This window comes from Rhizobium sp. SRDI943 (genome assembly GCF_057653695.1).
Genome location: NZ_CM172787.1, coordinates 937,361 through 950,117 on the forward strand (window position 1 = coordinate 937,361; position 12,757 = coordinate 950,117).

10 protein-coding genes are annotated in these 12,757 nt (G+C 61.8%); 5 read left to right on the forward strand and 5 right to left on the reverse strand.

Annotated elements, in window-relative coordinates:
* The first annotated feature begins 219 nt into the window (after nucleotides 1-219).
* Entirely contained in the window at nucleotides 220-717 is a 498-nt protein-coding gene (locus AC245Y_RS04785) for a metal-dependent hydrolase (RefSeq protein WP_017993370.1), read from the forward strand.
* 7 nt (nucleotides 718-724) lie between these two features.
* Here the strand turns inward: AC245Y_RS04785 and AC245Y_RS04790 are convergent, their stop codons facing one another.
* Together AC245Y_RS04790 and AC245Y_RS04795 are read right to left on the reverse strand one after the other, a co-directional pair.
* Nucleotides 725-2,317: an ABC-F family ATP-binding cassette domain-containing protein gene (locus tag AC245Y_RS04790; protein ID WP_012756587.1), complete on the reverse strand. Its 1,593-nt coding sequence runs from the start codon at nucleotides 2,315-2,317 to the stop codon at nucleotides 725-727.
* A 347-nt stretch (nucleotides 2,318-2,664) separates the two neighbouring features.
* Nucleotides 2,665-4,230 (reverse strand): helicase HerA-like C-terminal domain-containing protein, encoded by a 1,566-nt coding sequence (locus AC245Y_RS04795; RefSeq protein ID WP_012756588.1) that lies wholly within the window; start codon nucleotides 4,228-4,230, stop codon nucleotides 2,665-2,667.
* 223 nt (nucleotides 4,231-4,453) lie between these two features.
* On the opposite strand from AC245Y_RS04795, the gene AC245Y_RS04800 reads away from it, so the two are divergent.
* From AC245Y_RS04800 to AC245Y_RS04810, 3 genes are all read left to right on the forward strand, one after another.
* Entirely contained in the window at nucleotides 4,454-4,846 is a 393-nt protein-coding gene (locus tag AC245Y_RS04800; protein WP_003546502.1) for a hypothetical protein, read from the forward strand.
* Nucleotides 4,847-4,943: 97 nt separating this feature from the next.
* Entirely contained in the window at nucleotides 4,944-5,399 is a 456-nt protein-coding gene (locus tag AC245Y_RS04805) for an NUDIX hydrolase (protein WP_012756589.1), read from the forward strand.
* Between the two features lie 77 nt (nucleotides 5,400-5,476).
* A complete protein-coding gene (locus AC245Y_RS04810) occupies nucleotides 5,477-5,818 on the forward strand; it encodes a hypothetical protein (protein ID WP_017993372.1) in 342 nt (113 codons plus the stop codon).
* Between the two features lie 33 nt (nucleotides 5,819-5,851).
* Here AC245Y_RS04810 and zwf read toward each other — a convergent pair whose 3' ends face one another.
* From zwf to AC245Y_RS04825, 3 genes are all read right to left on the reverse strand, one after another.
* A complete protein-coding gene (gene zwf / locus AC245Y_RS04815; RefSeq protein ID WP_012756591.1) occupies nucleotides 5,852-7,360 on the reverse strand; it encodes a glucose-6-phosphate dehydrogenase in 1,509 nt (502 codons plus the stop codon).
* 137 nt (nucleotides 7,361-7,497) lie between these two features.
* Nucleotides 7,498-8,268, reverse strand: coding sequence for a trans-aconitate 2-methyltransferase (tam, locus tag AC245Y_RS04820; RefSeq protein ID WP_026157287.1), 771 nt, complete (start codon nucleotides 8,266-8,268; stop codon nucleotides 7,498-7,500).
* Between the two features lie 113 nt (nucleotides 8,269-8,381).
* Nucleotides 8,382-9,656 (reverse strand): hemolysin family protein, encoded by a 1,275-nt coding sequence (locus AC245Y_RS04825; RefSeq protein WP_012756593.1) that lies wholly within the window; start codon nucleotides 9,654-9,656, stop codon nucleotides 8,382-8,384.
* Between the two features lie 652 nt (nucleotides 9,657-10,308).
* Between AC245Y_RS04825 and AC245Y_RS04830 the strand changes: the two genes are divergently transcribed.
* Nucleotides 10,309-12,690, forward strand: coding sequence for a methyl-accepting chemotaxis protein (locus tag AC245Y_RS04830; RefSeq protein WP_017993374.1), 2,382 nt, complete (start codon nucleotides 10,309-10,311; stop codon nucleotides 12,688-12,690).
* The last annotated feature ends 67 nt before the right edge of the window (nucleotides 12,691-12,757 follow it).

The window sequence follows — 12,757 nt, forward strand, 5'->3', positions numbered from 1 at the left end:
CTGGTCAGCCCTGCAAACGCATTTGCAGGGCGTTGACGGGACCACGCTGGCGATTAAACCGAAAATAATACTGCATTGCGTGATCCTCCTTTCTCAAAAGCTTGAGCGATCCAAATAACATTGCCCGCAAGAAGAGGCAAGGGAGCCGGACGTGCGCCGATTTCCAGCCACAAACCGTGCATAGAGGATTCCTCGGGGCCGACCGGGAGAACAAGACGCATGCTCATTGCCCATTTGCCGGCAGGCTACATTCTGGCGAGCGCCGCGCGGCAGCGATCCGCTGCGCCCGGCATCATGACCGCGGCATTGGTCGGTAGCGTGCTTCCGGATTTCGACATGGTCTATTTCTTTCTGACCGGCGGCAAGGTCCATCATCACGGCTATGTCTCGCACTGGCCGCTGTTCTGGCTTGCTCTCGCCGTCGTGGCTCTGCCGGTGATCGGACGGCTGGCGTCGCGCTGGTTTCCCGCGGCCGCCGTCTTTTTCGCAGCCGTCATGCTCCACATGATCATGGATACCGTCGCCGCGCCGATCCTCTGGCTCGCGCCATTCGATTGGTCGAAATTCGAGCTGACGACGGTGCCGGCGACCTACAGCAATTGGGTCGTGAGTTTCATGTTGCATTGGACCTTCGCTCTTGAACTCCTGATCTGCGTAACCGCGTTGATCGTCGCCGTCTGCCGGAGCCGTCGCGTCGGAGGCCGGCAGCAGGCATGAGCCGGAATTATCCCGGGTCGGCGGGCGACAGTTCCAACCGCCGCGTGATCCCAATGCTCTGAAGGAACGTTTCGTCGTGGCTGACGACGAGCAGCGCGCCGTCATAGGCGCGCAGTCCGGCCTCGACCGCTGATATTGAGTCGATGTCGAGATGGTTGGTCGGCTCGTCGAGGATCAACAGCGGCGGCGGTGCCGAGCCGAGCACGCAGGCAAGGCCCGCCCGCAGCAATTGCCCGCCGCTGAGCGTCGATACGGTCTGCAGCGCCGCATCCGCCCGGAACATGAAGCGGGCAAGCGCAGCCCGGCAGGTATTTTCATCGGAAAGCGGATTGATCCGGCGGAAATTGTCGCGGATCGAGATCGACGGATCGAGCAGGCTGACCTTCTGATCAAGCATCGAGAGGTCGGTCATGACGTTGACCGTGCCGGCCCAGGGTTTCAACTCGCCGGTAATAAGCGCCAGCAACGTCGTCTTGCCCGAGCCATTGCGGCCGGTGACGGCGATACGCTCCGGTCCCGTCACATCGAAGGAAAGATTGCGGATGACGGGATCGCCTGGCAGATAGCCCGATGTCACGCCATCCATTTTCAGGACGGTCTTGCTGGTCGGCAGCCCGGTTGGCGGCAGGGTGACCGACAAGGGCTGCAGGATCTCGATCTTCTCGCGCGCCGCCCTTGCCTCGTCCAGTGCCTGGGCGCGCCGACGGTCGGCGAGGCGGGCATTGTTGCCACCCGTCGTTTCGCTCCGCTCCTTCATACCGCCGAGCACGATGCGCGGAATGCCGCCCTTGGCGGCCGTCTTCCGCCCGGTGCTGTCCCTCTGCGCCTGACGCTCCACCGTCGCCTGCGCCTTCCTGGCAACCTCGGCGATGCGTTTTTCGGCGTCAGTGAGATCATGCCGTGCCGCCGCGAGCTCGAGCGCTTTGCGTTCGCGATAATGGCTCCAGTTTCCGCCGTAGCGCGTGGCAGAGAGCGACGTCAGTTCGACGATCGCATCGACACTTTCGAGCAGTTCGCGGTCATGGCTGACGATGACGGCGCCGGCCCGCCAGCCTGACATCAGCGCGATCACCGCCTCGCGGCCCTCGCGATCGAGATTGTTGGTCGGTTCGTCGAGCAGCAGAAAGTCCGGTTCGGTGAAAACAAGCGCCGCAAGCCCGGCACGGGTGCGCTGCCCGCCTGAGAGCACAGCAAGCGGCGTCTCCGGCAGTGCGTCGAGCCCCGTCCGATTGAGCGCTGCGGCAATGCGCGCCTCTAGCCTCCAGTCCGCGGATGCCAGCTCGTCGGCCGTTGCCTCGCCGGCTTCCGCATGGCGAAGAATAGCGAGGGCGTCGGTCACGCCGAAGAGATCGGCAACCGTTTCGTCAGACGTCACCTGAACGCTCTGCCGTAGCACGCCGAGACTGCCGCTGACGGATACCGTCCCGGAATGCGGCTGGAGTTCACCGGAGACGAGCTTGAGCAGCGTCGTCTTGCCGACGCCATTGCGCCCGACCAGACCGGTACGCTCAGCCCCGAAACTCAGGTCGAGATTGGAAAAAAGCGGCCGCCCGTCAGGCGCGGACCACGAAATTTGGGAGAGGGTGATGGATGCAGGCATGGATATGGTTTTCCCCGTTGGCAAGGCGAACTGGCGTTGCGATCGGGTTGAAATCCATTGCGGCACACATCCTGTTGAAATGGTCGATGGCAGGTAATTTAGGGAATAAATGCTGCGGGTTCAAGAAGGGGAACGATCAGAGAAGGCGTGGGAAGTTGCCCCTCACCCTAACCCTCTCCCCGTAAACGGGGCGAGGGAACGTGCCCTACGAGAGGGGAGGAACGGAGAGGTTGCGGCTATTCCGCTTCGCCCCGCGAGCGGGGGTCCGAAGGACGGGGCGAGACCTGTGGCTCGACCCCGGTCGGTGCCGGCAGGCGGATGAGGGGCTTTTATAGCTCGTCGCAACCCTACCGCTTCAAGCTCCCCAAGATCCCGCGCACCAGCGCCCGGCCGACTTGTGTTGCCACCGTGCGGGCCACGCTCTTCATTGCCGCTTCCACCACCGTTTCGCGCTGATAGCTGGACGTCCGGCCGCGCGATTGGCCGCGGCCCTGGTTGTCGTCGTCATTGCCGCCGCCGAAGCCCGGCAGGTTCCAGCCGGAGGTTGTGCCGCCCTGTTGCTGAGGCGCTTCTTCCTGCGCCCGTTTGGCGGCTTCGGCATCGGCTGCCTTCTTCGCCCGTGCGGCCAGCAGTTCGAAGGCGGATTCGCGGTCGATATCCTCGTCATAGACGCCGAGAACCGGGCTCCTGTCCATGATCTGACGGCGCTCGTCATCGGTCACCGGGCCGACGCGGCCGGAGGGTGGGCGGATCAGCGTGCGCTCGACGATCGAAGGCGCGCCCTTGGCCTCCAGCGTCGAGACCAGCGCCTCGCCGGTGCCGAGATTGGTGATGACGGTGGCGCAATCGAAGGCCGGATTGGCGCGGAATGTATCGGCCGCCGTCCGCACCGCCTTCTGCTCGCGCGGCGAATAGGCGCGAAGCGCGTGCTGCGCCCGGTTGCCGAGCTGGGCGAGCACCGTTTCCGGCACGTCGAGCGGGTTCTGCGTCACGAAATAGACGCCGACGCCCTTGGAACGGATCAGCCGCACCACCTGCTCGACACGTTCGGTCAGCACCTTCGGCGCATCGTTGAAGAGCAGGTGCGCCTCGTCGAAGAAGAAGACGAGCTTCGGCTTGTCGGGGTCGCCCACCTCGGGCAGTTCCTCGAAGAGTTCGGAAAGCAGCCAGAGCAGGAAAGTGGCGTAAAGCCGCGGGTTCATCATCAGCTTGTCGGCGGCCAGCACCGAGATCTGGCCGTAGCCGTTGTTGCTGGTGCGCATGATGTCGGAAATCTTCAGCGCCGGTTCGCCGAAGAAGTGCTCCGCACCCTGCTGTTCGAGAACGAGCAGCGCCCGCTGGATCGAGCCGACCGAGGCCTTGGAGATCAGGCCGTACTGGTTGGAAAGTTGGCTGGCGTTCTCGCCCATATAGTTGAGCAGCGAGCTGAAATCCTTGAGGTCGAGCAGCGGCAGCCCGCCCTGGTCGGCGATCTTGAAGGCAATGTTGATGACGCCTTCCTGCGGTTCGGAGGCATCCATCAGACGGGCGAGCAGCAGCGGTCCCATCTCGGCGATGGTGGTGCGCACCCGGTGGCCCTTCTCGCCGAACAGATCCCAGAAAATCACCGGAAACTGGTCGAATTCATAGTCGGTGAAACCGATCTGCTCGGCGCGCTTCGTCAGGAAATCCTTCGGCTCGCCCTTGGCGGCGATGCCGGAAAGATCGCCCTTGATATCGGCCGCAAATACCGGAACGCCGGCCCGCGAGAAGCCTTCGGCGAGCACCTGCAGTGTCACCGTCTTGCCGGTACCGGTGGCGCCGGTGACGAGGCCGTGACGGTTGCCGAATTTCAGGTCGAGATATTCTGGCTTGTTGATGCTGTCATCGGGATTGCGGCTCGCGCCGATGAAAATCTTGCCATCCTCGATCATTCGGAATGCTCCCTTGGGGCTCTGCCGCCATTTGTATGAGAAGGCGTGCTTCTGCCGCCTTCATCGAACCATCGTTTCCTTGTTATAAGCAGGCAGGTGCATGCCGACAACTGTTTGCGTTGAAAGCAAAACCGGACAAAGTGCGGCCCGGGGAGGGGCCGGCTTGAGTTGCTGTGGAATTTCGATTAACGTTGACGTTAACGTCAAATAACAGGAGGCTGACATGAATGAAATTGTAACCCAGATCGCCGATCGCGTGGGTATCGCGCCAGACCTCGCCGAAAAAGCGCTCGGCATGATGCTCGGCTTCCTGCAACGCGAGGCCGCCGATGGCCCGGTTGCCAAGATGATCGAAGCGATCCCCGGCGGCGCCGATCTCGTTGCCCAGTTCAACGGCGCCGGCGCCGGCGGCGGCGGCCTGCTCGGCGGGCTGATGAGTTCGCTCGGCGGTGGCGGCATCATGGGGCTCGGCCAGCAGCTGATGGGTGAGGGCCTCGGCATGGGCGAGATCACCTCGCTTGCCAAGGAAACCATCGCGATCGCCAAGCAATATGCCGGCGAAGAGGTCGTCGACGAGGTCGTCGCTTCCGTTCCGGGCCTCAGCCAGTTCGTCTGAGACGAGGGATCGGCAGGAGCCTCGCTTTGTTGCGGGGCTCACTGTTCTCGCTATACCGGGGTGAAAAGCAAGCCCTGTCCCTATGAAAGGAGAGTTCGTGACCGTCTGGCGCCCATCGCAGCAGATCAGGGTGAAGGTGATCGGCCTCGCCTGGCGGAAAGACCAGCTGCTTGCCGCCGAAGTGGAGGATGACAGCGGCCGCATCAAGGGCGTTCGCCCGCTTGGCGGCGCGATTGAATTCGGCGAGAGCCGCGAAGAAGCCCTGCACCGCGAATTCCAGGAGGAACTCGAGACCGATATCCGCATCGTCGGCCCCTGGCATCTGCTTGAAAACATCTACGAGCATCACGGCGCGACCGGTCACGAATACATCTTTGCCGCCGATATCGAACTGGCCGATGCATCGCTCTATGAGCGCGACGAAATCCACTATTCCGAGCTCGACGAGACGGCGGCGACCGCGCGCTGGTTCTGTCGCGACAGCCTGCGGGACGCCGGCATCGATCTCTATCCGACAGGTCTCGACAGGCTGCTGTCGCGCTGGCGCGATTGAGCCGGAGATCGCCCGCTCTGAGGTGCCATATTCCGATCGCCAAACTTTGATCGTCCGCCTCCGCTTCCGGGGGAACAATGAGGTCGTTCTGCTGTTTCTGTCGCATCGCTGAAACCATAGGGAATAGCATCATGCGTATGTTTCTTGCAGCAGCCTCGATCATTCTCCTCGGCTTCGTCGCTCCGGCCTTCTCCCAGGCGCTTGCTGATATGGACTCTAGCGGCCGCTTCGGCGGCATGCCACCCGGCACGGTGCCGGGAGCGGAATCCAATGGCGGACTCATGATTCCGCTCGATCCAGTCGAAACCGGTGATATCACCGTCGTCATTCCGTCCGATCGGACCATCTGCCCGCGGCCCGGAACGCGTCAGTACCGCGCGGCAGAGCGCGACGGTACGCTAAGCGACGCCTGCCGCTGACAGGATGGGCCCCAGATCAGAAAGCAGGACCGGCTATTTGTCGTTTTTGTGCAGCACGACGCCGAGTTCATGCCACTGCCGCCTGTCGCGCTGCATCAGTTCGTCGGCTGAGGCGGGTCCCATGCTGCCCGGCGCGTAGGCGTCAGGCACACTCTGGTCGTTCGCCCAGATATCGAGGAAGGGCTGCACCACCGCCCATCCGGCTTCGATGCCGTCGGCGCGCTGGAACAGCGTCTGATCGCCGATGAAGAGATCGTAGAGCAGTGATTCATAGCCGGTGGTCTTGGCAATATCGAATTTGTCGGCATAGCGGAAATCGAGCGAGACCGGCACGGTATCGACCGAAAGCCCCGGCGATTTGATCGAGATTTCCATGCTCATGCCCTCATCCGGCTGCACCTGGATCACCAGCCGGTTCGGCGGCAGGCGGCGCTTGACGTCGGTCTCACGAAACTGCGCGAAGGGCACCGGCTGGAAGGTGATGACGATCTCGGTGTCGCGCGCCGTCAGCGCCTTGCCGGTCCTGAGATAGAAGGGCACGCCGGCCCAGCGCCAGGTATCGGCATAGAGCTTCAGCGCCACGAAGGTCTCGGTCCTGCTGTCTGGCGAAACGTCCTTGGTGTCGCGATAGGCGGGAAGCTGAGCCCCATTGAGCGGGCCTGCAGCATAGGCGCCGCGCACGCCATGCGTCTTGGCCTCCTCCGGCGTATAGACGCGCAGCGCCTTCAGCACCTTGCTCTTTTCATTGCGGATCGCTTCGGCATCAAAGCTGTTCGGCGGCTCCATGGCGATCATCGCCAGCAGTTGGAAGAGATGGTTCGGCACCATGTCGCGCAGCGCACCCGTCGCATCGTAGAATTTGCCGCGGCTGCCGACATCGACGATTTCGGCAGCGGTGATCTGCACATGGTCGATATAGCGGCTGTTCCACAAAGATTCGATCATCATGTTGGCGAAACGGGCGGTCATCAGGTTCTGCACGGTTTCCTTGCCGAGGAAATGGTCGAGCCGGTAGACTTGGCTCTCCCCGACCTGCGCGAGGATCTGTGCATTGAGCGCCTGCGCCGAGGCGAGATCGGTGCCGAACGGCTTCTCGATCGCGACGCGGCGGAAGACGCCGTCGCTTTCATCGGTCAGCCCATGCGCGGCGAGCTTCTCGACGATCGTGCCGAAGAAGGAGGGTGGCACCGCGAGATAGAAGGCGGCATTCGCATGCGGCCCCAGCCTCTTGCCGATCTCGACGAAAATATCGTCCTTGGTGAAATCCCCGGACGTATAGGAAATTCGCCGGCGCAGGCTTTCCCAGGCCTCGTCCTTCACCATCGGCTCTTCGCCGCTCAGATGGCTGAGGAATTGGTCGAGCCGCCCGCGCAGGAATTCGTCGTCACCCGGTTCGATGCCGATGCCGAGAATGTGGAGATCCTCGCCGACGAGGCGGCTGCGCGTCAGATTGATGATCGCCGGCACCAGCAGGCGGCGCGTCAGGTCTCCGGTGGCGCCGAAGATGACGAGGGTGACCGGCGGGGTAGGGGCAGCGTCCATGTGTCATCTCCTTGGATTTTGCGGCCGACTATACTGCGCGCCAGCTTTGCCGCAACATATGCAGGCGAGGGATAACAAGCATTTGACACTATCCGGGGCGCCCGAGCTCGAGTAGCCTTGCTTGCCGGCGGTCAGCGTCAGCCTTTCACCGCCACCATGAAGATCCTCGGAAACCTGAGCAGCACCCGCCCGTCCGACATCTTGGGATAGGCCTTTTCCAACCGCTCCAGATAATCGGCCAGGAACGCCTCGCGATGCTCTTCGCCGGCATGGGCGAGATAGGGCATCAGCCCGGTTCCCTTCACCCTTTCGACGATATCAGCAGCATCCGCCATCGGGTGATTGTAGACGCTGTGCCAGATATCGACGCGCGCGGCTTTGGCGATCAGTCGGCTGTAATAGGTGGACGGCGGCGGCAGCGACCTGCGGCGCACGCTCTTCGCCTCGAAGGCGGATTTCCACGGGCCGGCATGCGCCGTCTCCTCCATCGCCAGATGCGAGGGTTCGCCGAGATTGTCGGGCATCTGCACGGCCAGCACGCCGCCTTCGGAAAGCCCGTCCATCAGTCGGTCGAAGATATCGAGATGATCGGGCAGCCATTGGAAGACGGCATTGGCAAACAGCAGGTCGGCGGGTTCGTCCGGCTGCCAGCGGGTGAGATCGGCCTCGACGAAGGCAGTGCCCGGAAGCCGCTTGCGCGCCGCCTCCAGCATGTTCATGTCGCTGTCGACGCCCGAGACGCCGTCCGCCCCGTAGCGCTCGATGATCAGCTCGGTCGAATTGCCCGGGCCACAGCCGAGATCGATGGCATGACGAAGGTTTTGCAGCGGCACCTGTGCCAACAGGTCGCGCGCCGGTCGCGTGCGCTCATCCTCGAATTTCACATATTGATTGGCGGACCATGCCATGGCGTTCACTCCTGCTGTCAGGCCACATCGTCCATGTGGTGGATGCGGATCTTATCGATGTTGCGGCCGTCGAGATTGACGACCTCAAAGGCGAAGTCGCCGGCGACGAAGCTTCACTCAGCCGACACAAGTATTTTGTCCACGCGCCTCCCGTCGAGATCGACGACTTCGAAGCGCCATCCATCTCTCGTGAAGCTCTCGCCCAATTCCGGCAGATGTTTCAACTCTTCCAACACCAGGCCGGCGACAGTCTGATATTCCAAGTCGCCATCGAGCTTGAGGTTTAAGAATTCAGCGAACTCGTCAATTGGCGTCCAGCCCGACACGAGATAAGAGCCGTCGTCTCGCCGAGCGATGGCCTGTTCATCGACCGGTCCCTCCTGCAGAGCCCCCATGATTGCTTCCAAAATGTCACCTGACGAGACAACCCCCTCGAAGTGGCCGTACTCGTCGAAAACCAGCACCATGTGAACGGGCGATTTCCTGATGGCTTCAATAACATTGATGGCAGTTGAAAGGTCTGAAACCACCGGGACGTCTTGCGTCAGAGCCTTGATGTCGGCGCTGCCGTGTTCGGACATCGCGTCGTAGAAGTCCTTGACCGGAAGGATGCCGATCACCTCGTCCGAACTGCCTTTTCGAACGGGCAACCGCGACCGCTTCGTCCTGTGCAACTGGGTCCGAATTTCATCAAGGCTGTCGTCGATATCAATAATTTCGACGTCCCGTCGGGGCGTCATAAGCGCTCGGGCAGTGCGATCCGCCAGCCGCATGACACCTGATATCATCGCGGACTCTTCGCTTTCGATCACTCCAGCCGACTGCGCCTCGGCCAGAACAGTTTTGATTTCTGCGTCAGAGACATTTTCGCCAGCTTTTCCTGTTTGGCCCAAGAGTTTGAGCACAAGGTTTCCGGAGGCGTTTAGAAGCCACACGAGTGGCAGCGCAATTTTTGAAAGGACCGCCATAGCGGGTGCGACCCTGGCCGCAACCGCTTCGGGTTCCCGCAATGCGATCTGCTTTGGAACAAGTTCGCCGACGATCAACGAAAGATATGTGATTGCCACGACGACTGAACCTACGCCAATGGCATCAGCGGCCGTCGATGACATTCCCTGGGCTTCTAGCCATCCGCTCAGGCGGCCGCCGAGCGTGGCCCCCGAGAAAGCGCCGGATAGAACGCCGACCAGCGTGATGCCGATCTGCACCGTTGAGAGAAAACGACCAGGGTTTTCAGCAAGTTTGATCGCTTGAGCTGCACCCTTGCTTCCATTGTCGGAGAGGACCTTTAGGCGAGCTGTTCGAGAATACACGACGGCCAGCTCCGACATGGCGAGCACACCATTCAGGATGGTGAGAAACGCCACAATTCCAATTTCCAGAAACACAGGGACCCTATTCGTTTAGGTTGTAGTGCCGCATTCATCAGGCGAAGCGGCGAGGCATTCGAAGGGACGCTCTTATACGCATATACGCATCGCCTGTCGTCTCTCCATCATAGTGTTGACATCAGTGCAGGTTCCATCAGACCGCTCCTCTGAAGTGAGCCGCGGCCGCCCGTCAGCGGCAATGGTCTGGGAAGCGGCCCTCTCTGCGGGAGCATAGACATGCTTGACGCGAGGCGGAGGTCATCGCACCGTCTACAATGGTCGCCTGCTTCCTCGGCCGGGAGATCCCGGTTGGAAGGGGCGGAGCTTGTACTGGATGGGTCGCTGTCAGGCATGTCGCAATTTTGACGGTGAAACAGTGCCGACGCAAGAGGCGCCGGGCGAAAATCCTTATAGCGTCTTGATGTGACAGTTTCGCCAACGGCAGCACCATCGCGTTTGCGCGTCTTAAAAGAGGCGCGGCGATCAGCCAGTCATAAGGAAAGCTGCCGCAATACACCGTAAATTAACAGCCTGTCCGTATTTTCTCCAAATTGCGAACGATTTCCGTGACGTGCAGCCACGTCCTGAAATCAGTTCTCGGTCTGGGGAAGCCGGGACGGAATAGATCGGTGCGCGATCGACGACCTGCCCGCTTGAGGAGGTTAAGCGCATGCAGTTCAAATCGGCGACCGGACGCAACATTTTTTCCGTGGCGGCCTGCGGTGTCATCGCCACGATCGCGGCATCGGGCGTTCTTTTTTACATCGCCTACAACGATATGCGCAAATCGAGCCTCGATCAGATGCTCCAGATCGCCGCCACCAATGCGCTCAACGTCGAGAAATCCATGGGCGTGGCACTCGGCATCGTCAACACGCTGGAAACGTCGCTGTCGACGATGAAGGACGGCGGAAACGCCAATCGTGCGGCTGCCGACGACCTGCTGAAGAACATGCTGCAGGATAATCCGATGGCGCTCGGTGTTTGGACCGGCTGGGAACCGAATGCCTTTGACGGCAAGGACAAGGATTTCGTCGGCAAGGAAGGCCACGACACGACCGGCCGCTACGTGCCTTACTGGGTCCGCAGTGGCGACAAGATCCAGCACACGCCGCTGGTCGATTATGGCGTGTCGGGCGCCGGCGATTACTACCAGCTGCCCTTTACCCAGAAAAAGATCGTCGTCATCGAACCCTATGTCTACGCGGTCGACGGCAAGGACGTGCTGATGACCTCGGTCGCCAAGCCGATCATGGTCGACGGCAAGGCGCTCGGCGTCGCCGGCATGGACATTTCGCTGGACGACGCCAACAAGGCGATCTCGGCGGTCCATCCGATGGAGACCGGCTATCTCAGCCTGGTGACGGGCGCCGGCAGCATCATCAGCCATCCCTCCGCCGAGCTCGCAGGCAAGAATATCAAGGACGGCGGTGATCTGACCGCCGGCTGGGATCAGTTGATCGCCAAGCCCGGCGTCGCGCAGGAGATCGCAGGCCCGGACGGCCAGAGCTATTTCTCGGTCGCCTATCCGGTAAAGCTCACGAATGACCTCAACTGGTACGCCATCGTTTCGGTGCCTAAATCCACCGTCTTTGCCCAGCTCAACAACATGGCCTGGAGCGCCGTAGCGATCACCGCCATCGCTGCCCTCCTGCTCGGTCTCGCAGGCTGGCTCATTGCCCGCAAATTCATCCGCCGCATAGAGGGTGTGATTGCCGAGACTGATCGCATCGCCCATGGCCAGCTCGACGTGCAATTGAACGACAAGAATGCCAAGGACGAAATCGGCGACCTCTCGCGTTCTCTCGCCATCCTGCTGGAAAGCAACCGCCAGAAGATCAAGCTGGAAACGGATGCGGAAACCTCCCGGTCCCGCGAAGAGATCGAACGGCAGGAACGTTCCGTCCTCCATGCCGCCCGCGAAGATTCGATCAAGTTCGCGGTCAGCGAACTCGGCAACGGACTGGCCAGCCTTTCCAATGGAGACATGACCATCCGGCTGGAAAAGCCGTTTGCCGACTCGCTTGACGAAATCCGCGTCGATTTCAATGCGTCTGTCGAAAAGCTCCAGGCAGCCCTGATTTCCTTTTCCGAAAACGCCGCCGTCATCCAGGCCGGTTCGGAAGAAATCCGCTCCGGCGCCGACGATCTCGCCCGCCGCACCGAACAGCAGGCCGCTTCCGTCGAGGAGACCGCCGCCGCGCTCGAGCAGATCACCACCTCGGTCAAGGACTCCACCCTTCGCGCCGAAGAAGCGGGAACGCTCGTCAGCCGCACCAAGGATGGTGCAGAAAAGTCCGGAGAGATCGTGCGCAATGCCGTCGACGCCATGACCGGCATCGAGCAATCCTCGCAGTCGATCTCCAACATCATCGGCGTGATCGACGATATCGCCTTCCAGACCAACCTGCTGGCCCTCAATGCAGGCGTTGAGGCAGCACGTGCAGGGGAGGCCGGCAAGGGCTTCGCCGTGGTCGCACAGGAAGTGCGTGAACTGGCGCAGCGCTCGGCGACGGCCGCCAAGGAGATCAAGGCGCTGATCACCTCGTCCGGCGCCCAGGTCAAGCGTGGCGTCGATCTCGTCGGTCAGACCGGCAAGGCGCTGCAGGCAATCGTTTCCGAAGTCCAGCAGATCAACAGCAATGTCCAGGCGGTCGTCCAGGCCGCCCGCGAACAGTCGACGGGTCTCCTGGAGATCAATACGGCAGTCAACCAGATGGACCAGTCGACCCAGAAGAACGCCGCAATGGTCGAGGAATCGAATGCCGCCTCGCACACGCTGGTGACCGAGGTGTCCGCTCTCTCGGAGCGCCTGGCACAGTTCAATCTCGGCCAGATGGCAAAGGCGGCCCCCGTCGCCCGGACGGCTGCCAAGCCGTTGGCACGCCCGGTCGCGGCGGCGCTTGCGGCGCGTAGACAGGTTCCCGCCTCGGCCACCGACCATGCCAGGCCCGCTCCCTCGCCGGCCCGCGCACTCGGCGGCAAGCTCGCAGCCGCCTTCGGCACCTCAGCCGCACCGGCTTCGACCGAGGGCAACTGGGAAGAGTTCTAGACATTTGGCGCGCGACGCTGCTAAGCGCCGCGCCACACGCGCCCTCGAGGGCGGCACATTGTTTTTC

Bases quoted from the DNA above. Each gene is read 5' to 3' on its own strand.
- AC245Y_RS04810 (WP_017993372.1), top strand. From the start codon at position 5,477: ATGAGGTCGTTCTGCTGTTTCTGTCGCATCGCTGAAACCATAGGGAAT.
- AC245Y_RS04785 (WP_017993370.1), top strand. From the start codon at position 220: ATGCTCATTGCCCATTTGCCGGCAGGCTACATTCTGGCGAGCGCCGCG.
- tam (WP_026157287.1), bottom strand. From the start codon at position 8,268: ATGGCATGGTCCGCCAATCAATATGTGAAATTCGAGGATGAGCGCACG.
- AC245Y_RS04795 (WP_012756588.1), bottom strand. From the start codon at position 4,230: ATGATCGAGGATGGCAAGATTTTCATCGGCGCGAGCCGCAATCCCGAT.
- AC245Y_RS04790 (WP_012756587.1), bottom strand. From the start codon at position 2,317: ATGCCTGCATCCATCACCCTCTCCCAAATTTCGTGGTCCGCGCCTGAC.
- zwf (WP_012756591.1), bottom strand. From the start codon at position 7,360: ATGGACGCTGCCCCTACCCCGCCGGTCACCCTCGTCATCTTCGGCGCC.
- AC245Y_RS04800 (WP_003546502.1), top strand. From the start codon at position 4,454: ATGAATGAAATTGTAACCCAGATCGCCGATCGCGTGGGTATCGCGCCA.
- AC245Y_RS04830 (WP_017993374.1), top strand. From the start codon at position 10,309: ATGCAGTTCAAATCGGCGACCGGACGCAACATTTTTTCCGTGGCGGCC.